This is a genomic window from Amorphoplanes friuliensis DSM 7358 (assembly GCF_000494755.1).
Taxonomy (GTDB): Bacteria; Actinomycetota; Actinomycetes; order Mycobacteriales; family Micromonosporaceae; genus Actinoplanes; species Actinoplanes friuliensis.
The window spans coordinates 8,442,771-8,461,414 of record NC_022657.1 but is presented as its reverse complement, the minus strand read 5'-3'; the positions used below and the strand labels follow the sequence as shown (position 1 = coordinate 8,461,414).

Annotated in this window: 17 protein-coding genes; 11 read left to right on the top strand and 6 right to left on the bottom strand. The window is 71.8% G+C overall.

Going from position 1 to position 18,644, the window contains the following annotated elements:
- Window positions 1–651: 651 nt before the first annotated feature.
- Window positions 652–2,028 (bottom strand): TldD/PmbA family protein, encoded by a 1,377-nt coding sequence (locus AFR_RS39005; RefSeq protein WP_023562349.1) that lies wholly within the window; start codon window positions 2,026–2,028, stop codon window positions 652–654.
- Complete coding sequence (locus AFR_RS39000; RefSeq protein ID WP_438829960.1) at window positions 2,025–3,461, bottom strand: TldD/PmbA family protein; 1,437 nt, start codon at window positions 3,459–3,461, stop codon at window positions 2,025–2,027. Before AFR_RS39000 ends, AFR_RS39005 begins: the two co-directional genes overlap by 4 nt.
- A gap of 99 nt (window positions 3,462–3,560) precedes the next feature.
- On the opposite strand from AFR_RS39000, the gene AFR_RS44360 reads away from it, so the two are divergent.
- Window positions 3,561–5,108 carry a tetratricopeptide repeat-containing diguanylate cyclase gene (locus AFR_RS44360; protein ID WP_023562347.1) on the top strand — a complete coding sequence of 516 codons (1,548 nt, stop codon included), beginning with the start codon at window positions 3,561–3,563 and terminating at the stop codon, window positions 5,106–5,108.
- Here AFR_RS44360 and AFR_RS38990 read toward each other — a convergent pair.
- Window positions 5,105–5,623: a Uma2 family endonuclease gene (locus AFR_RS38990; protein ID WP_023562346.1), complete on the bottom strand. Its 519-nt coding sequence runs from the start codon at window positions 5,621–5,623 to the stop codon at window positions 5,105–5,107. The two genes, AFR_RS44360 and AFR_RS38990, sit on opposite strands and share 4 nt — an antisense overlap.
- Window positions 5,624–5,696: 73 nt before the next feature.
- Complete coding sequence (locus AFR_RS38985) at window positions 5,697–7,454, bottom strand: prolyl oligopeptidase family serine peptidase (RefSeq protein WP_023562345.1); 1,758 nt, start codon at window positions 7,452–7,454, stop codon at window positions 5,697–5,699.
- A 106-nt stretch (window positions 7,455–7,560) separates the two neighbouring features.
- On the opposite strand from AFR_RS38985, the gene mshB reads away from it, so the two are divergent.
- From mshB to AFR_RS38965, 4 genes are read left to right on the top strand one after another with little or no spacing between them, the layout of a single operon-like run.
- Entirely contained in the window at window positions 7,561–8,409 is an 849-nt protein-coding gene (gene mshB / locus AFR_RS38980) for an N-acetyl-1-D-myo-inositol-2-amino-2-deoxy-alpha-D-glucopyranoside deacetylase (protein WP_023562344.1), read from the top strand.
- On the top strand, window positions 8,406–8,855 hold the full coding sequence (locus AFR_RS38975; protein ID WP_023562343.1) for a hypothetical protein: 450 nt from the start codon (window positions 8,406–8,408) through the stop codon (window positions 8,853–8,855). Before mshB ends, AFR_RS38975 begins: the two co-directional genes overlap by 4 nt.
- A complete protein-coding gene (locus AFR_RS38970; RefSeq protein ID WP_438829959.1) occupies window positions 8,839–10,596 on the top strand; it encodes a VanW family protein in 1,758 nt (585 codons plus the stop codon). The genes AFR_RS38975 and AFR_RS38970 overlap by 17 nt, the downstream gene beginning before the upstream one ends.
- A gap of 19 nt (window positions 10,597–10,615) precedes the next feature.
- Window positions 10,616–11,080: a hypothetical protein gene (locus AFR_RS38965; protein ID WP_041841469.1), complete on the top strand. Its 465-nt coding sequence runs from the start codon at window positions 10,616–10,618 to the stop codon at window positions 11,078–11,080.
- Here the strand turns inward: AFR_RS38965 and AFR_RS38960 are convergent.
- Entirely contained in the window at window positions 11,077–11,937 is an 861-nt protein-coding gene (locus AFR_RS38960) for a LysR family transcriptional regulator (protein WP_023562340.1), read from the bottom strand. The two genes, AFR_RS38965 and AFR_RS38960, sit on opposite strands and share 4 nt — an antisense overlap.
- Window positions 11,938–12,034: 97 nt before the next feature.
- Between AFR_RS38960 and AFR_RS38955 the strand changes: the two genes are divergently transcribed.
- The gene (locus AFR_RS38955) at window positions 12,035–12,871 is read left to right on the top strand and encodes an SDR family NAD(P)-dependent oxidoreductase (RefSeq protein ID WP_023562339.1); all 837 of its coding nucleotides are present in this window, start codon (window positions 12,035–12,037) and stop codon (window positions 12,869–12,871) included.
- Here AFR_RS38955 and AFR_RS38950 read toward each other — a convergent pair.
- Entirely contained in the window at window positions 12,840–13,811 is a 972-nt protein-coding gene (locus tag AFR_RS38950; protein WP_041841468.1) for a GNAT family N-acetyltransferase, read from the bottom strand. The two genes, AFR_RS38955 and AFR_RS38950, sit on opposite strands and share 32 nt — an antisense overlap.
- Before the next feature lie 83 nt (window positions 13,812–13,894).
- On the opposite strand from AFR_RS38950, the gene fdxA reads away from it, so the two are divergent.
- The 5 genes from fdxA to mycP all read left to right on the top strand — a co-directional run bounded on the left by fdxA (window position 13,895) and on the right by mycP (window position 18,640).
- Window positions 13,895–14,218 (top strand): ferredoxin, encoded by a 324-nt coding sequence (gene fdxA / locus AFR_RS47550; protein WP_023562337.1) that lies wholly within the window; start codon window positions 13,895–13,897, stop codon window positions 14,216–14,218.
- A 1-nt stretch (window position 14,219) separates the two neighbouring features.
- Window positions 14,220–15,308, top strand: a complete 1,089-nt coding sequence (gene dapC / locus AFR_RS38940; protein ID WP_052359568.1) for a succinyldiaminopimelate transaminase — start codon at window positions 14,220–14,222, stop codon at window positions 15,306–15,308.
- Window positions 15,309–15,390: 82 nt separating this feature from the next.
- On the top strand, window positions 15,391–15,807 hold the full coding sequence (locus AFR_RS38935; RefSeq protein ID WP_023562335.1) for a hypothetical protein: 417 nt from the start codon (window positions 15,391–15,393) through the stop codon (window positions 15,805–15,807).
- Window positions 15,804–17,345, top strand: coding sequence for a hypothetical protein (locus AFR_RS44355; protein ID WP_023562334.1), 1,542 nt, complete (start codon window positions 15,804–15,806; stop codon window positions 17,343–17,345). Before AFR_RS38935 ends, AFR_RS44355 begins: the two co-directional genes overlap by 4 nt.
- A gap of 215 nt (window positions 17,346–17,560) precedes the next feature.
- Window positions 17,561–18,640, top strand: coding sequence for a type VII secretion-associated serine protease mycosin (mycP, locus tag AFR_RS38925; protein ID WP_041841467.1), 1,080 nt, complete (start codon window positions 17,561–17,563; stop codon window positions 18,638–18,640).
- Window positions 18,641–18,644: the final 4 nt, after the last annotated feature.

The window sequence follows — 18,644 nt, the reverse complement described above, 5'->3', positions numbered from 1 at the left end:
GACCCGAACCGGCTGCCGGGCTTCCGGAAACCGGCGCACCCGAAGTCGGCGCCGCGCCTCCGTCGCCGTCACTGGTCCCATCCGCGTCGTCGGCCCAGGCCTCGTCGCTTGTCGCGCCCGCCCGGCTGCTTTCATCGGCAGCCGCCGCCGGTGAAGCCGACCCGCGGGATGCCGTCGTCCCGCCGGAAGTCGTCCCGCCGGAAGTCGTCCCACCGGAGCCGGGCGCGCTGGAGTCGGGCAGCGCACTCGCGCCCGCCGGTGGACCGGTGACCGGCTCGTCGGCCGGGTCCGCCGCGGACTGATCCCAGTCGGGCCGCTGGTCACGCGGCCCGTCACTCATTGATCCAGCGCTCACCGGCCCAGTGAAACACGTCGGTCAATGCCCGGCCCGCCGGTCAAGCGCCGGTCGCACCCCGCCACCTGCAAGCTGCATACGCGACCGGCCAGGACCGGCCCACCCGCGACCGGCCGAGACCCGCCCACCGGTCGGCCGCGTCGCGGCCGGCCAGGACACGGCCAAGACCGCCCGTCGGTCTAGCAGCGGACCTACCTCCTCTCGCGCAGTGCGCTCAGCAGCAAGGCCCGACTTGCCCGGGCCGCGGCAGGCCGCCGCCGGACGGCATCGGGTTGTGAGGTTGGCGCCGCGGGGTGTCAGCCGGAGGCGTTGCCGGTGAGGTTCCAGGATTTGAGGTGGAGGGCTGGGGCTGTGTATCGGACGCCCGACCACCGGTCCGGCAGCGGGATCGCTTCGGCGCCGATGCCCAGCACGCTGCCCGGGCCGAGCGCGTCCGGGTAGGACTGGGTGAAGCGCATGTTGCCTACCGCCGCAGTGACCTCGCCGTCCTCGACGAGCCAGACGCCGTTGCGGGTGAGGCCGGTGATGACGAGGCTTTTCTGGTCGAGGACGCGGGTGTACCAGAAGTCGGTGATGAGCAGGCCGCGGCGGATGCCGCTGACCAGGGCGCGGGCGGACGCGGCCGTCGGGCCGTCACCAGTGTCGGCGGCGGCGCCGGTGGCCGGGCCTGGGGCGAGGCGGACGTTGGCGGCGATCGGGCCCCACGAGCGGGACGACCCGGACGCGTGGCCGGTCGATGTTGCGCCGGCCTCGGCCGCGGAGGTGCGGTCGTGGCTCACCGCGGTGGTGATGCCGTCGCGCACCAGGACGAGTGTGTCGCGGGGTGTGCCTTCGAGGTCGAACGGAAGGGTGGCGCCGAGGGGCTCGTCGGTGATGGTGATGGCCGGGTCGAACTGCTGGGTGCCGAGCTCGGCGAAGGACTGGTGCTGGGCGAACGACTTGCCGTTGAAGCCGAACGTGGCCAGGTTGCTCAGCAGGTCGGCGACCGCGGTGGGCTCGAGGACAACCTCGTAGCGGCCCGGTGGCAGCTCGATCGGCCGGCCGCCCGCACGGGCTTTCGCAGCGGCCCGGGCCCCGAGCGCTGCGCCGTCGAGGTCGGCCAGGTGCTCGCTGGCCCGGCGGGAGACGCCGTCGGCGCCGTCGAGGCGGGCGATGCCGTCCATCGCTGCCTCGGCCGCGCGGCCTTCGACGGACTGGCCGGCGGTGTTGACGAAGCCGCCGGACGAGTAGGCCGTGCGGCAGAAGCCCGCGGTCTCGAGCCCGTCAGCGGCCTGGACGAAGTCACGGACGCGTTCGGCGCGTTCCCGGGGGGAGGCCGCCGCGGTGGCCTCGTCGAACGCCTCGACCGGGCGCAGCGGGGCCGGTGCGGTGAGGCCGGGCCAGGCGGCGTCCGGCGGGGAGAGGCGGGACGCGGCGATCGTGCGTTCCACCAGGGACTGCAGGCCGTCGGCGTCGGTGACCGTGGTCGAGCCGGCGGCCGTGCGCCCGTCGAGGTGCAGGCGCAGCCACACGGTGGTGGTCGCGTCCGCGACGTTTTGGTGGATCGCGGAATTGGCGAAGCGGGTCAGTGCCTGCGCGGAGTGGTCGGCGACCGCCTCCGCCTCGGCGCCCGTCCCGGCCAGCCGCCGGGTCAGCTCGATCACGCGACCCGCGATGTCCAGCTCGGCGCTCATCCCCGGACCCCCACTCGTACGTTGGTGAAGCGGGCCGGTGCCGCCGGGTGGCCGGTGTGGCCGATCTGGCCCGGCTGGCCCTTGCCGCAGTTGGGCGTGCCCCAGGCGACCGTCTCCGAGGACAGCATGTCCATGGACTGCCAGAACTTCGGGCCGATCCCCGTGTAGGTGGGGTTGCGCAGCATCCGGCCGCGCTTGCCGTTCTTGACCTCGTAGCCGATCTCGCAGCCGAACTGGAAGTTGAGGCGGCGGTCGTCGATCGACCAGGAGCGGTTGATGTCCATCAGGACGCCGTCGTCGGTCGCGGCGATGATCTCGTCGAGGGTGTGCGGGCCCGGCTCCAGGCCGACGTTGGTCATGCGGACCATCGGCAGACGGGCCCAGCCGTCGGAGCGGACGCTGCCGGCGTAGTCGAGGCCGGCCATCGCGGCCGAGTCGCGGCCGGCCAGCACGCCGACCCAGCGGCCGTTGCGGACCGCGTCGCGCTTGACCGCCGGTGAGCCCTCGTCGTCGTAGCCGAAGCTGCCGAGCGCACCCGGGATCGTCGGGTCGATGGTGATGTTCATCAGGTCCGAGCCGTACCGCAGGGTGCCCAGCTGGTCGAGGTCGAGCCAGGAGGTGCCCGCGAAGGCGGCCTCCCAGCCGAGGATGCGGTCGAGCTCGATCGCGTGCCCGACGGACTCGTGGATCTGCAGGGCGAGCTGCTCGCCGCCGAGAATGAGCGTGGTCTCCCCGGACGGGCACAGCGGGGCGGTGAGCAGGGCCCGGGCCTCGTCGGCCATGCGGGCGGCGTTGTCGGTCAGCGCCAGCTCGTCGACCAGCTCCCAGCCGCGGGTGCCGTACTGACCGCGGTGTGAGGGCCAGGAGCGGCGCTGGATCTCGCCGTCACCGTAGGCGCTGGCGGTGATGCCCGCGCCGCACTCCCGGATGTGCTGGTCGATGCGGTGGCCGTCGCTGGACACGAACCACTTGCGGGTGTCCCAGATCTGGTAGATGCCCTCGGCCAGGTCGGCGCCGGCGTCCTTGGCGGCGGCGGTGGCCGCGACCAGCAGGTCGCCCTTGGTCGACAGCGGCACCGACAGCGGGTCGATCACGCACTCGCTGGCCCAGCTCGCCGTCCCGGCGCCGGCCGGCACCAGGTCGATCGCGGGTCCGGGGACGATCGCGCTCGCGGCGGCGATCTCGGCGGCCCGGCGCCCGGCGGCGCGCGCGGCGGAGTCGGACAGGTCCGGCACGGCGTAGAAGCCCCAGCTGGAGCCGACCAGCGCCCGGACGCCGATGCCCGCGCTCTCGTCCGAGCTGAGGTCCTCAACCTCGCCGTCACGGGCACTCATCGTCTCGGTGCGGCGCAGCATCACCCGCGCGTCCGCATAGCGAGCCCCGGCGTCCAGGGCGGCCTGGACCGCCGTGCCGGCCTCGTCGAAATGATCCACGCTCATGTCCGAGACCCTACGAGAAGCCACCGACATTCTCTGCCCGCACGGCGCCGACAGTCCTCACATCGGGCCCGCCACAGCCGATTCTGAACCCCCGTGGAGTCCAATCGCCTGCCGGTGCCCGTGTCCCCGTACGGGCCCTACGCCGCGCTGGCGCTGCACGTCCATGACCTGACGATCCGGGGTCACCACACCGAGACGCTGAACGCCGCCGACGAGGCCGAAGCCGTCACGCTGCTCCTGGGCGACCACCGCACCCGCCGTGTCAGCCGCCTGGGCCGCATGTACGCCCTGAGCGCCCTCGGCCGCCTCGACGAGGCCCTCACGATCGCCGAGGAGCTGGTCAGCCGCCCGGCCGGCCCGCGGGCGACCGACGCCAAGATCATGGCCGACACCGCCGAGGTGCTGATGCACCTGGGCCGCATCGACGACGGCCTGCACTACGTCGCCCGGGCCATGAACCTGCTCGACGTCGCGCCGAACAAGGGAATCCGCTACTTCTCCGCGATGGCCTCGCTGTGCAACGCCGCCCGCTCGGCCGACCTGTTCGAGCTGGCCGACGAGGTCATGCACAAGGCGCTGAACTCGTTCGACTCACCCGACGACCTCTACCGCACCGGCGCCGAGCTCGAGCACGCCGAGATGTGGCTGGAGTGGGCCCTGCGGCTGGAGCAGGTCGGCCGGATCGAGGAGGCGTCCGCGCTCGTCGACAAGGCGGTCGCCCTGCTGGAGTTCTGGGTCGACAAGGGCCTCGACTCCCCGATCGGCGTGTCCGCGCTGGCGGTCGGTTACGCCAAGACGGGCCGGCACGACGACGTCTTCCGCCTGGTCGGTGAGCTGCTGCTCAAGATGCGCGACTCCGGCCAGCAGCACGAGGCACGCCTGCTGCATCTCGCCCACGGCCTGTCCCTGCGGGCCACCGGCGACCTCGCGGCCGCCCGCCGCGAGTTCCGCGCCGCCGAGGAGCTCTCGGTCCTGGCCTCCCAGCGGCTCCTTTTCCGGTACGAGCTGGCAGTCACCGCCGTACTCGAGTTCCCCGGTGAGGCGATGCAGACGGTGCTGGAGTCCCTGCGCAGCCACGTCGGTGCCCTCTGGCAGCTGCGGCTCGACCGGCGGACGATGCTGCGTCAGGCGTACCGGAGGGTCGAACTGGAGGCCGCGCGGACGACGGCCGATCTGGCCGCGACCTCGGACGCACTGACCGGCCTGGGCAACCGCCGGATGTTCGACAGCCGCATGGACAGCGTCGAGGGCGGCGGCTCGTTGCTGCTCATCGACGTGGACCGCTTCAAGGACATCAACGACCGCTTCTCCCACGGCGTCGGCGACCGCGTCCTCGGCGAGATCGCCTCGATCCTGCGCTCCCACTGCCGCCACGACGAGGTCGCGATCCGCTTCGGCGGCGACGAGTTCGCGATGTTCCTGAGCACCGGCGAGCCGGAGGCCGCGCAGATCGCCGAACGCATCCGCCGCGTCATCCTGGCCCGCGACTGGAACACGATCGCCCTGGGCCTCCGCGTCACCCTGAGCATGGGCCTGGCCGCCTGCCAGGACGGCGAGAAGGGCCGCGACCTCTACGACCGCGCCGACGCCCGCCTCTACACCGCCAAACGCTCAGGCCGAAACCAACTGGCCGCCGCTTAGAGGTTCAGGCCGGTGACTCGGACGAGTTGCATGACGGATTGTTCGACGTAGCCCTGGGCGGAGAGCATGTTGCTGTGCAGGAGGCCGCGTTCGGGTTCGGCGACCAGGTAGCAGGGGATGCGGGCCTGGGCGTACGCGTGCATCTTGAGCGTCCAGTCCACGGTCATGCTGGCCGGGGACGTGATCTCGCAGACCAGGCGGACCGAGGAGGCCTCCACCAGGGGCTGGTCGAGGTCGATCGTGCCGGCGATGATCAGGTCGGGGACGGCGATGCGGCCCGGGCCGAGGCGGACCGGTACGCCCGAGATGACGTTCAGGTCGGTGCGGTTCGCGCGCAACGCGTTGGCCAGGGCGTTCAGGATCAGCTGGTGTCTCGGTGTGTCTCGCGGACAGGTGAGTACGCCGCCGTCCCACAGCTCCGTGCGGGCCGAGGTCTCGCCGAGCTGGAGGTATTCCGCCTCGGTCGTCGCCAGGGCTTCCATGGGCAGGCTGCGGCCGATCAGAGCTGACGTCATGCACACTCCCGGGTCACGAATCGGGTCACGGATCGGGTCGAGGATCGGGTCACGGATCGGGTCACGGATCGGGTCACACGAATCGGGTCACGTAGGTGAGTTCTTCGGACAGGCCCCCGGCGGGGGAGATCAGCAGCGTCGGCGCCGAGGCGTCCACGCGGTGGTGCTCGTAGATGTCGGAGTTGTCGGCGCGGCTGCCGAGGTAGCGCTCGGCGTACGCGGGGGGCAGGTCGGACCAGTCCGTGACCGGGTCGCGGGCGATGCCGCAGCGGAAGAGGTCACCGCGGCGCTGGACGGCGGCCGCCGCGAGCCAGCCGCCGAGGCCGGTGCCGCGGACGGCGACGCGGGTCAGGTCCAGGTCGGGGTGTTTGCCGGTGAGGGCGTGCAGCGCGTCGATCTGGTCGGTGAGGGCCACGTCGGCGAGCCGGCGGTAGATGACCTTCTCGAAGCTGGGTGCGACTCCGGGCGTACCCCGGGTGTCGACGGTGACCACGAGGAAGCCGGCGTCGGCCCACCATTGTTTTTCCTGCCAGCGGGCCGGGTCGGAGACGACCTGCTGGTGGCCCGGCCCGTCGCCGAGCTCGAGGAGGACGGGGAGTTTGGTCCCGTCGAAGTGGCCGGTGGGGTAGAGGACGCCGGTCGGCAGCCGCCGGTCGGTGACGCGTTCCAGGACCGGCTCGGGGTGGTACACCAGCGGCTCGGCCAGCGACGGCAGGGTGCAGACCTTGGCTGCACCGCGCGTGACGGTGAGGTCGAGGATCAGCACGTCACCGCCGAGCGTGGCGGTGTGCCAGCCGGGCTCGGTCGTGAGCCGGCGGGCGCTCGCGGTGCCTCCGCCCAGCGCGGTGCGGACGGCGAAGACGTGCTGCTCGGACGGTTCGCCGTCGGTGCCTTCGATGATCAGCTCGGGGCCGCCGGTGGGCCGGCGCAGCACTCCGGCGACGCGGCGGACGTAGAGGCCGGGCGGGGTGATCAGGCTGCCGTCGGCGAAGAGGCAGCGGGCGTCGAAGCCGTCGTGGGCCAGCTCGCCGCCGACGAGGACCCGGCCGTCGGGCAACTGCCGGGGCGTTCCGGGTACGGGTTCGACCCAGCGTGCGTCGGCCAGCTCGGCGTGGACCTGGGTCTCGCCGGTACGCGGGTCGACGGACAGCACCAGGCCGTGCTGCTGGGTCCGCCGCAGCACCGTGATCAGGGCGTTCCCGGTGCCGCTCCAGCGCACACCGACCAGGTACGGGTACGTCTCGCGGTCCCAGTGGACGTCGACCCAGCCGCCGTGCAGGTCGAGCAGGTGCAGGCTCAGGGCCGTACCGGTGCTGCGGACGGCCAGGATCTGGCTGCCGTCGGGTGACCACCACCAGCCGCGGTCGCGCCCGAACTCGGCGGCGACGGGCTCCGGGACACCCCAGGAGACGCCGCTGCCGGCCTCACCGGCGAGCAGCTGGTCGTCGGAGCCGCTGACAACACGCAGGGAGCCGTCGGGTGTGACATATCCGATGTGCTGCCCGGCCGGGTCAGGGCGGGGATCGAGGACCTCCGCGGCGGTGGCGATGTGCCCCGCGACAGAGGAGAACAGGCGGCCGTCGTGGGCCCAGGCCAGCACGTCGAGGTTCGCCGAGCCCGCGTACGCGGGGACCGGCCCGGCCGCCACCTGGCTGAGCGCCCCGGTGGCGACGTCGAGGACCCACAGCGCCGCCGCCGGGTCGCGCGGGCCGGCGGAGCGCAGGAAGGCGACCCGCGCGCCGTCGTCACCGACCGTCAGGGCGTGCGGGGCGCCGAAGCGGAACCGGCCGGTGCGGTCGGCGAGTTCGGGATACTCCACGCCGACCAGCATCGCTGATCACAGGCCCCTCGCGCCCGGCAAACCGCACACGCGGAGGCCGCGGGTCGTCGCGCGTAGAGTGGCGCGCGTGACGAATGCGCTGCCTGCACGCCGCCTCATGCTCGTGCACGCCCACCCCGACGACGAGGTCACCGGCACCGGCTCGACCATGGCCCGCTATGCCGCCGAGGGTGCCTCGGTGACCCTCGTGACCTGCACACTCGGCGAGGAGGGCGAGATCCACGTGCCCGCGCTGGAGCAGCTGGAGGCCAAGCAGGCCGACCAGCTCGGGGGCTGGCGAATCGTCGAGCTGGAGCGTGCCTGCGCCGCGCTCGGCGTCACCGATCACCGTTTTCTCGGTGGTGCGGGTCGCTACCGCGACTCCGGCATGATGGGTCTGGAGACCAACAACCATCCCCGGGCCTTCTGGGGGGCCGACCTCGAGGAGGCGGCCCGGCAGTGCCTGGAGATCATGCGGGAGGTACGCCCGCAGGTGCTGATCACGTACGACGAGAACGGCTTCTACGGCCACCCGGACCACATCCAGGCGCACCGTGTCGCGATGCGCGCGGCCGAGCTGGCCGACGCCGAGGGTTTCGGCCCCGAGAAGATCTACTGGACCGCGATGCCGCGCAGTGTGCTCGAGGGCGGCATGGAGGCGTTCAAGGGGATGGACGACAACCCCTTCGCCGACGTGGTGAACGTCGAGGACCTGCCGTTCGGGCACCCGGACGACGAGATCGCGGCCCGGATCGACGGCACCGACTTCTACGAGCAGAAGGTCGCGGCGATGCGCGCGCACGCCACCCAGATCCCGGACAACTCCTGGCTGTACGGCATCGCCGGGGACTTCGGCGGCGAGTTCATGGGTGTCGAGTACTTCACGCTGGTCAAGGGCGAGCGTGGCGAGGTGAGCGGCCCGCACAAGTGGGAGGACGACCTGTTCAGCAACGTGGTCGGGCGATGACGATCGAGGCGCCCGTCACGTCGTCCGCCGAGCCGGCACCGCCGCAGCGCGAGCCGAGCCGCGCGCTGGAAATCGTGGTCCGGACGGGCGGGATCGTCGTCTCCGTGGTCGCCGCGGTTCTCACGGCGTTCCTGGAGCTGTTCCTGTCGCCGCTGCGGATCGGCGGCATCCCGATCGGCGTGGCCGTGCTCGCGACCGTCGTGGCCAACGTCGCGCTGTCGTGGTTCGCGGTGACGACCGTCGGCCGGCGCTGGGGGCTGGGCGTGCCGTGGGCCGTCTGGACGTTGATCATGTTCTTTGCCGCGGGCGTCCGCACCACCGAGGGCGACTATCTGATCAGTGGTGACAACTGGGTCGCCCTCGTGATGATCCTCGTCGGCAGCCTCACCTTCGCCGTGTACATGTACCGGCTGATCTTGAAGCGGCCGCCTGTCACAAAGCAGTGACGACCGGTCGTGGCGTTTGTCGCCCCACGCGCCCGGCCTGCACACTTGCGCCGTGGTCGCCTCCGATTCAGCCCCGCCGCCCTTGATCAACCGCACGCGGGTCGTCGTGGTGGCGACGGTCGCCGCCGTGCTCGTCGCGGGCGCCGGAGTGGCCGCCTGGGCGTACACCGGTGACGTTCCCCGGGGCACCCGCGTCCTCGGCGTCGATCTTGGCGGCCAGTCCCGCTCCGAGGCCGAACGCACGCTGACCGACGCGCTGGGCCCGCGTACGGGTGACGCCGTGGCCGTGGATCTCGCGGGCGAGATGATCTCCGTCGAGCCGGCCGACATCAACCTGAAGCTCGACGTGGAGCTCACCGTCGGCAAGGCGATGAAGGGCAACCCGGCGTTCTTCGGCGAGCGGCCGGTCCGGCCGGTCATCGAGCTCGACGAGGCCGAGCTGGAGGCGGTGCTCCGCGAGCAGCTCGACCCCAGCAAGATCACGATCAGGAAACCGGGCCTCGTGTACGCGGGCCTGAAGCCGAAACCCACCTATCCGGAGGTGGGCCGGAACCTCGACGTGCCCGGTGCCGCCGCGGCGATCCGCGAGGCGTGGCTGGTCGGCGGCACGGCCGCTGTCGAGCTGGTGGACAAGCCGCCGGCAACCACGAAGGAGCAGGTCGACGCCCTGGTGGCGGATCTGGCCACCCCGGCTGTCGCGGCGCCGGTCAAGGTCACCGTCGGAAAGAAGTCGTTCACGCTGAGCCCGAAGGCCATCGCCAAGGGCCTCGTCTTCCGCTCCGACGACAACGGCAAGCTCACTCCGGCCGTCGACGGCCCGAAGCTGCACGCGGCCGCCGCGCGGCAGTTCGCCAAGGTCGAGAAGGCCCCCGAGGAAGCAAAGATCGTCCTGTCCGGCGGGAAGCCGAAGATCGAGGCGGGAAAGCCGGGTGACCTGGTCGACCTGGCCAAGCTCGGGCCGGCCCTGCTCGCCGTCCTGCCGAACCCCGAGCCGCGGTCCGTCGAGGCGACCCTGAGCTCCCAGCACTCGAACGTGACCGACGCCGAGCTGGCCAAGCTGGGCGTCAAGGAGAAGGTCTCGGCCTTCACGACCTACTTCACCGGCGGCAGCAGCTCGCCCCGCAGCCAGAACATCATGACCGTGGCCCGGGCCGTCGACGGTGCGATCGTCCGGCCCGGCGAGACGTTCTCCCTGAACGACCACACCGGCGAACGCGACTACGCGGCCGGTTACAAGGACGCGCCGGTCATCGTCGGCGGCAAACTCGAGCCGGGTGTCGGCGGCGGTGCCTCACAGTTCACGACGACACTCTTCAACGCCGCCTACTACGCCGGTCTCGAGGACGTCGAGCACAAGCCGCACTCGTTCTACTTCTCGCGCTATCCGGCCGTCATCGAGTCGACGATCTTCTACCCGACGCTCGATCTGAAGTTCAAGAACACCACGCCGTACGGCATCTACATCGACACGTCGTACACCAGCAAGTCGGTGTCCGTGACGATGTGGAGCACCAAGGTCTACGACAGCGTCAAGACCGTACGCAGCCCACGCCGCAACATCACGTCGCCGCCGACCGTCTACCGCGAGCCCGGCCCGAAGTGCATAACAAGCAGCGGACTCCCAGGTTTCACCCAGGACGCATGGCGCGTCATCCGCAAGGATGGCAAAGAGGTCGAGCGCGAGAAGTTCACCTGGCGCTACGATCCCGAGCCACGGTTCATTTGCGGCGCGAAGCCGTAGCCCGTCCGGGGAGGACGTCATGAGGCAGCGTTGGGTGCCGATCGCGGTGCTGGCAGCCGCTCTGTTCGCGATCAACGTGGTCGCCCGGGTGGTGATCCGCATCGGTTTTGCCGACAACGACTCGGCGCAGAACACCGTCTCGATCATCATGTTCGCGGTCATCGGCGTGGTGCTCGCGGTTGTCGCGTTCATCCGCGCACAGCGGGTGCCGCCCAGCTCGTGGCTGCCCGAGCTGGCCGCGTCGGCGATCGGCGGCATGCTGCTGACCATCCTGATCGGCCCGTTCATCAGCGGTGACACGCCGTTCGCCGCGGGCGCCGGCAACTTCTTCTCCCAGATCTGGCTCTACGGCGGCTTCGCCATCGTGGGCACGCTCCTGGGCTACTGGGTCGCCACGATGCTCGGGCGCGACTACCGCTCCCGGTCGCTGCAGGCCTTCGCCCGGGCCAAGACCACCAAGCCGCGCCGCGTGGTGCGCCGCTAGCTCCTCACCGCGTACCGGACGAAGCGGGCGATGGCCGGGGAGGTCTCCTCCTGGACCCAGACGATCCGGATCTCGGTGTCGGTCAGGCCGTCGACCGGCACCGTCCGCACGTCATCGGGCAGGGTCAGCAGTCGCAGCATGGCCAGCGGTGCGAAGGCGATGGCCTCGCCCAGCCGCACCCGGGCCAGCATCTGCAGGACGTCGTCGACCTCCGGCCCCACGATCACGTCACGGTGGCCGGAGTCGATGCCCAGCCAGTAGTCACGCTCCTGCCGGCCGCTGCCCGACCAGACGACAACCGGGTCCGGTGACAGGTCCGCACGGGCGATGACGGCGCTGTCCGCGAGGCGGTGAGAGGCGTGCAGCAGGACGATCCGTGGCTCGGTGGAGAGCACGTCGCTGTCCAGGCCGCGGTCGTCGAACGGTCCGCGGATGAGCGCCAGCTCGGCGCCGCCCTCGCGCAGCACGTCGCTCTGCGACCGCCGGTCCGTGACGAGCACCTCGACCGGCTCGGCCCAGCCCCGCTTGAGCTCTTCCGCCGCGGCCACCTCGCAGCCGCGCGCGCTGATCCGCAACCGCGTGCTCTCCTCGGCGGCCTGACGCGACCGGCGCAGAGCGGTCTCCATCGCCGTGGTGATGCCGCGTGCCGCCTCGACCAGCACCTTGCCGGCGGTGGTCAGCTCCACCCCGCGGTGCAGGCGGATCAGCAGCGGGACACCGACCTCGTCCTCCAGGCCCCGCACGGCCCGCGACAGCGCCGGCTGGGTCATCCCGAGCCGCTCGGCCGCACGGGTGAACCCACCCTCGTCGGCCACCGCGATCAGGTACCGCAGATGGCGCAGGTCGATGTCGCTCACCCGCCCACTGTTGCACGATCTGCCATGCCGTCGCGGCATCGCAACCATGCCTCGCCCGGCCTACCCCGGCCTCCGCCGGAACCCCACGATTCCGGGCATGACTTCACAGGCCATCATCACCGCCGGCAGCGCCGGCATCGGCTTCGAGACCGCCCGCGGCCTGCTCCGATCCGGGTACGCGGTGACGATCATCGCCCGCGACGAGGCACGTGGGGCGTCCGCAGTCCGCACCCTGCGGGACGAGATCGCGGGCGCCGAGGTGCGCTTCCTCGCTGCCGACCTGTCCTCGCTCGGAACCGTGCGTGACCTGGGCGCCCGGCTGGCGCAGGAGGGCCCGCTGCACCTGCTGGTCAACAACGCCGGTGGCATGTTCGCGCACCGCTGGGAGACCGCCGACGGGCTCGAGGCCAGTTTTGTGCTCAACCATCTGACGCCGTACCTGCTGACCAGCGCGCTGACCGGCGTGCTGGCGGCGGGCGCACCCAGCCGGGTCGTGCAGGTGACCTCGAGCGCGATGATGGCCGCCGTGCCGGACTTCGCGGACGTCGAGGTGCCCGGTGAGCACTACGGACTCGCCGTCACGGGCCGCGCGAAGCTCGCGAACCTGTCCTGGGCGCTCGACGTCGCCGACGATCTCCACGAGCGCGGCATCACGCTGGTCGTGGCCGATCCCGGCCCGGCCGCCACCCCGAACGCCGCCGCGATGGAGATCCGGATGCTGCCGCCCGCGATGCGCTCGATGTGGGACGTGATCCAGCAGGGCGTTCAGCGTCCGGCGGCGGAAGCGGCCCGGCCGATCCTCCACGCGGCCACGGCCCCGGATCTGAGCCCGGGAACGCTGGTCGACGCCGAACAGCTCCGGCAGCACGTGACACCGGAGGTCACGAAGGCCGTCCGGGACCTCACCGAACGGCTTCTGGGGCCTCACGCGTGAGATAGGTGTGGTGAGTGCTGAAGCCGAGGCTCTGGTAGAGCCCCACAGCCCCGGCGTTGTTCTCCTCCACCTGCAGATAGGCCCGGGCGGCGCCCCTCTGCGTGGCCCACTGGGCCACCGCGCGCATCACGTGCCGACCCAGGCCGCGGCGGCGTGCTGAGGGCGCGGTCTGCACCAGGGAGAGCCCGAGCCAGCGGTCGGGGCCGGTGACCGCGCCGCGGGCGACCGCGAGCAGGTTGCCGGTCTCGTCCTGAACCGAGGCGAACACCACGTCCGGCACGCCCGTGATGATCTGCCTGGCCGTCGCCGGCAGGGCGCCCTTGTGCGCGGCGACCATGGCGTACCAGGCGTCGGTGGGGGAGTCGGCCAGCTCGACCGGTGGGAGATCCCGGCGGGCGGCGACCTCGGTGAGCAGCGGCTGCACGGGGCCGGTCTGCACCAGGACCAGCGGGCGGGCCGTCCAGCCGCGGGCGTCCAGCGCGGCGTTGACCGGGGCGGCGAGCGGCATCGGGGTGTTGATCATGGGGCGCTGACCCTTGGCGGCATACCACTGCTCGACCGCGTCGATCGCGGCGCCGAGCGTGCGGTCCGGGTCACCGACGGCGAGCGCGGCGTTCGCGCGGCCGGTCCAGTTGTCCGCGGCGCGCAGGATCCAGCCGCCCAGCCGGGCCTGGATCGGAGCAGGCCAAGCATCGTTCGCCGCCAGCTCCAGGGCGATCACGTCGGCGGCGGGCGGGCGGCGCGCCGCGGGCACCCGTTTGGCCCGGTGGACCTCGGCGAGCGGCACGCGCAGGGTGCCCTTGGCGGTGGCGAGAGTGAGTTCCGTCTCCGTCAATTCGACAAGCTCACCGAGCGCGTCCGTGAAAAGTGGGCGATCCTGGGAAACGCCTACAATTCGGCGAACGACCACGCGGTGTCCCACATCCTGCCGTCGGAGCACGTGCCACCTCCTCCCGGCGAGATACTAGGCTCTGCTCGTACCGCCGCGGTGTCCCGCGGTGTGGCTCTGGAAGGGAAAGACCCGTGACCTACATCATCGCTGAGCCCTGCGTCGATGTGCTCGACAAGGCGTGCATCGAAGAATGCCCCGTCGACTGCATCTACGAGGGCAACCGGATGCTCTACATCCACCCCGATGAGTGCGTCGACTGCGGTGCGTGCGAGCCGGTCTGCCCGGTCGAGGCCATCTTCTACGAGGATGACGTCCCGGAGCAGTGGAAGGACTACACCAACGCGAACTACGAGTTCTTCGAGGGCCTCGGCTCGCCCGGTGGCGCGTCCAAGGTCGGCAAGATCGAGAAGGACACCCCGTTCGTGGCGGCACAGGCGCCTCGAGGCGATCACTGACGTGTTGTCGGCCGCACTGCCCGACTTCCCCTGGGACCTGCTGGAGCCGGCCAAGGCTGTCGCCGCGGCGCACCCGGACGGCCTCGTGGACCTCTCGATCGGCACCCCGGTCGACCCGGTCCCGGCGCTGATCCGGGCCGCGCTCGCGGAGGCGTCCGACGCACCGGGATATCCGCTCACCGCGGGCACCCCGGCGCTGCGGACGGCCATCGCGGAGTGGCTGGCCCGCACCTGCGGCGCGTCCGGCAAGCTCGGTGTGCTGCCGACCATCGGCTCCAAGGAGCTGGTGGCGTGGCTGCCGACCCTGCTGGGCGTCGGTCCCGGTGACGTCGTTGTCATCCCGCAGGTCTGCTACCCGACGTACGAGGTCGGGGTCCGGCTGGCCGGTGCCGAGGTGGTGCGCGCCGACTCACTGACCGCGCTGGGTCCCGACCCGCGCGTCAAGCTCGTCTGGATCAACTCGCCGTCCAACCCGACCGGCCGTGTGCTGCCCGCCGCCCACCTGCGCAAGGTGGTCGACTGGGCCCGCGAGCGCGGAGCGGTCGTGGTCAGCGACGAGTGCTACCTGACGCTGGGCTGGGACGAGACCCCGGTCTCCGTGCTCGCCGACGAGGTCTGCGGCGGCGACTACACCGGCGTCGTGTCGGTGCACTCGCTCTCCAAGCGCTCCAACCTGGCCGGTTACCGCGCGGGCTTCCTCGGTGGCGACCCGGCGCTCATCGCCGAGCTGCTCGCGGTCCGCAAACACGCCGGCATGATCGTGCCGGCGCCCGTGCAGGCCGCGATGGTGGCCGCGCTCGGCGACGAGACACACGTCGCCGACCAGCGCGCTCTCTACGCGGCCCGCCGGGAGTCGCTCAGGGAAGCGCTGCTCAAGGCCGGGTTCGAGATCGAGCACTCCGCCGCCGGCCTCTACCTGTGGTCGACCCGCGGCGAGGACTGCTGGGCCACCGTCGACTGGCTCGCCCAGCGCGGCATCCTGGCCGCACCGGGCGCGTTCTACGGCCCGTCCGCGGCGCGGCACGTCCGCATCGCGTTGACCGCCACCGATGAACGTGTCGCCGCGGCTGTCGCCCGTCTGACCGCCTGACCGGGCCCTCCGGGGTACCCGGATGTCGTCTGTGGTCGCTACCCTCAGAGCGTTGTGACGGCGCGTCTACGGGGAGGCTGTCATGGGTGATCAGATCAATGTCGAGACAGGCGGGCTCAACAAGTTCGCCACGGACGTGCGGGCCGACACCGACAACGTGACCGAGCCTGCGGTCGGCCGGGCCAAGATGCCGCTCGACAGCGTTCCGTTCGGTGAGTCGAATGTCAGCGGTGGAGTGCACGCCGCCAAGCAGCGCTACGCCCAGAGCTTGAGCGCGTCGACCAGCAATCTCACCAACTACCTGTCCGCGGCCCGGCTCCTCGCCGCCGCCGCGGAAAAGGTCGCGGCCGACTTCGACGCCGTCGACGCCAAGTCGGCCGAGGGCACCAAGCTCGTCGAGCACGCACTGTGGACCGCGGCCCAGGAGGCCCGCGCCGCCCGCATCGCGGCCGACCGGGCCGACAACCCGCGGCACGGTGGACCGGCGGTGGCGATGTGAGCGATCCCGTGCTGAACAGCAGCTGGTGCACGGCCTGGGGCTCCTACAACACCCCGCGCCTGTGGTCGATGGTGATGAACGAGGACGACCCCGAGGCCTGGCGCCAGGTCGCCGCCTGGGGCGAGATCTCCGGCGCGGTCAAGGACCAGCGCAGTCTCCTGCTCAAGGCCCGCGAGGCCCTCGTGACGGCCTGGCCGCCGGAGCAGAACATGAGCTCGGCCGCCTTCGTCGAGGAGCTCGACACGCTCCTCGCCCGCATGGACCAGGCCAAGACCGACGCCGACGACACCGCAACCGGCCTCGCCAACATCCTCGAGGCGCTGCGCCAGGCGAAGAACAACATCAAGCCGCTCTGGGAGCAGTACAAGGAGAAGAGCGACGACCTGACCCCGGCGTGGTGGGACAACGCCGAGGACGAGCTGGACAAGAAGGCTCAGCAGCACATGATCACCGCTGAGCAGATCGTCCAGGACAACGTCGCCCGCCTCCGCGTCCCGGAGTCCTATGTGCTCGACCCCATCGACCCCGAGTGGGAGCCCGAGGACAAGCCCGGCGGCTCCACGTCCAACACCGGGTCGGGCTCGGGAAGCGCGTCCTCGACCCGCGGCGGTTCGAGCACCGACATCCCCGTGCCGCACAACCCTGTGCCCCCACTGCCCGGCCACGACCCGATCGTGCCCGACGGCGGTGCTCCGACACCGGACTCGCCCGGCGGCCCGACCGACGGCGGCGGTGGCGGTGGCGGCGGGACCGTCACCGGTCCCGGTCTTTCCGGGGTCATCAACCCGCCTCCGGCAGCCCCGCCGACCGGCCCGCCCGGCACCGGCGTGGTTCCCCCGACCGGCGGCGGTGGCGGCATCGTGCCCCCACCGCCCAGCCCGATCGTCGGCCCGGGCGTCGGCGGCGCGGGAGGTCCACGCGGCATCGGCACGGGCGGCGCAACCGGCCCCCGCACGGGTGGCGGCGTGACTGGACTCGGTGCCAACGGTGTCGGCGGTGCCGCCCGCGGCGTCCGCCCCGCCGGAACCGGCCCGCGCGCCCTGCCTTCCGGCGCAGTCATCGGCGAGTCCGTGGCCGGCGCCGGCCGCGGCACGAACGGCCTCCCCCACGGCGGCGTCGGCGGCGCCGCAGGCCGACCCGCCACCGGCCCCCGCGGCGGCGGTGCATCAGGCGCCGGTGGCGTCGGCGGCGCGGCCGGTCGTGGTGGCGCTGGAAGCGTCGGCGGTCCGGCCGGTCGTGGTGGTGTTGCCGGTGCGCGCCCGGGAGCAGCTCGCGGCGCCGGTCGGAGCGAACCCGTCCGCCCACCCCGCCCGTCCTGGCTGCCGGACGAGCCGGTCGGCTCCGCCCGCGCCGGAGCCGGCACCCCCGGCCTGACCGGCACCGCCCGCGGCACCCGCCGCACCGGCGACGGCGAGCAGCCCCCGTTCGACCCCGACAACCCATGGCAGGTGGCCGAAGGCGTCAACCCCGTCATCGCCCCGGCCCCGGACACCGCCCGCCACGACCCCGGCCCCAACGTCATCGGCTGGCGCGGGTGACCCCAACACCCTCAGGCCAACCCTCACGGCCTGTCCCGACCGTGAGGTCTGGCCCAGGTTCGCAGTCCGACACGTCCGCGGCCCGGCTTTTGCAGCCTGTGATTACCCCCGCAAGGGCTCCGCGGCCCAGCGGTGCTGTGGGGAGCGGGCGGGGCTCGGTCGCCTGGCCAGGGCGGATTCTGCTGTCTGGTCATGGCCGGCGGGATGGTGGCTGGGTGCGGCAGGGTGTTGCGGTCGTGGCGGCGCTGGCTTTTGTGGTGGGTACGGCGGCGCCGGCTCGGGCTGATGCTGTGCGCGAGCAGCAGTGGTTCTGGGGGCCGTTGAAGGTCGCTCAGGCGCAGAAGATCAGTAAGGGCGAGGGCATCACCGTCGGTCTGCTGGATACCGGGGTGGACGGCACGCATCCTGATCTGAAGGGTGCTGTGCTGCCGGGGCGGCAGGTGGCGCAGGACAAGCCTTCCGGCAACCTCGACGTCAACGGGCACGGCACCGGCATGGCCGGGGTCATCGCCGGGCGGGGGCACGGCAGCAACGACGGGGTGCTGGGGATCGCGCCCGCGGCGAAGATCATGCCGATTCGGCCGGTGAACGATCCGGTGCTGGTGGCGCAGGGGATCCGGTGGGCGGTCGAGAACGGCGCGAAGGTGATCAACATGTCTTTCGCGACGCGGGATTCCGAGAGTTTGCATGCGGCGGTGCAGGAGGCGATCGCCGCTGATGTGGTGCTGGTGGCGACTGCCGGCAACGACGGGGACACGGACAACGTTGCCGAGTTCCCGGGTGGTTATCCCGAGGTTCTGGCTGTCGGTGCCGTCGACCGCAACAACAAGGTCGCGAAGTTCTCCAACCACGGCAAGCACGTCGACCTGGTCGCTCCCGGGGTGGAGATTCCCGGGCCGGCGCCCGGTGGCAAATATCAGCGGGGCAACGGCACCAGCGGGGCGGCGGCCATCGTGGCCGGGTCCGCGGCGCTGATCCGGGCCGAACATCCGGAGCTGAGCGCCACCGAGGTCATGGACCGGCTCACCTCGACCGCGATCGACCGTGGTGACAAGGGGCGCGACGACTACTACGGCGTGGGGCAGCTCGATCTGCTGGCCGCGCTGACCGCCGAGCAACCCGCGGCGAAGCCGAGCCAAAGCAGTAAGCCGGTCGAAACAGCGACTGCTCCGGAAAAGGCCGAGGAAACCGGCATCCCGCCGCTGGTCATCGTCGGTGCCGGGCTTGTTCTGCTGCTGGCCGTGGGTCTCGTGGTGGGTCTCCTGGCCGCGCGTTCACGCCGGGCCGGCGGGTAGCGTC

Coding starts and splice junctions, on each gene's coding strand:
- AFR_RS38955 (WP_023562339.1), top strand. CDS start 12,035: ATGACTTCACAGGCCATCATCACCGCCGGCAGCGCCGGCATCGGCTTC.
- AFR_RS39005 (WP_023562349.1), bottom strand. CDS start 2,028: ATGAGCGCCGAGCTGGACATCGCGGGTCGCGTGATCGAGCTGACCCGG.
- AFR_RS38935 (WP_023562335.1), top strand. CDS start 15,391: ATGGGTGATCAGATCAATGTCGAGACAGGCGGGCTCAACAAGTTCGCC.
- AFR_RS38985 (WP_023562345.1), bottom strand. CDS start 7,454: ATGCTGGTCGGCGTGGAGTATCCCGAACTCGCCGACCGCACCGGCCGG.
- mshB (WP_023562344.1), top strand. CDS start 7,561: ATGCTCGTGCACGCCCACCCCGACGACGAGGTCACCGGCACCGGCTCG.
- AFR_RS38965 (WP_041841469.1), top strand. CDS start 10,616: ATGAGGCAGCGTTGGGTGCCGATCGCGGTGCTGGCAGCCGCTCTGTTC.
- AFR_RS38990 (WP_023562346.1), bottom strand. CDS start 5,623: ATGACGTCAGCTCTGATCGGCCGCAGCCTGCCCATGGAAGCCCTGGCG.
- AFR_RS38975 (WP_023562343.1), top strand. CDS start 8,406: ATGACGATCGAGGCGCCCGTCACGTCGTCCGCCGAGCCGGCACCGCCG.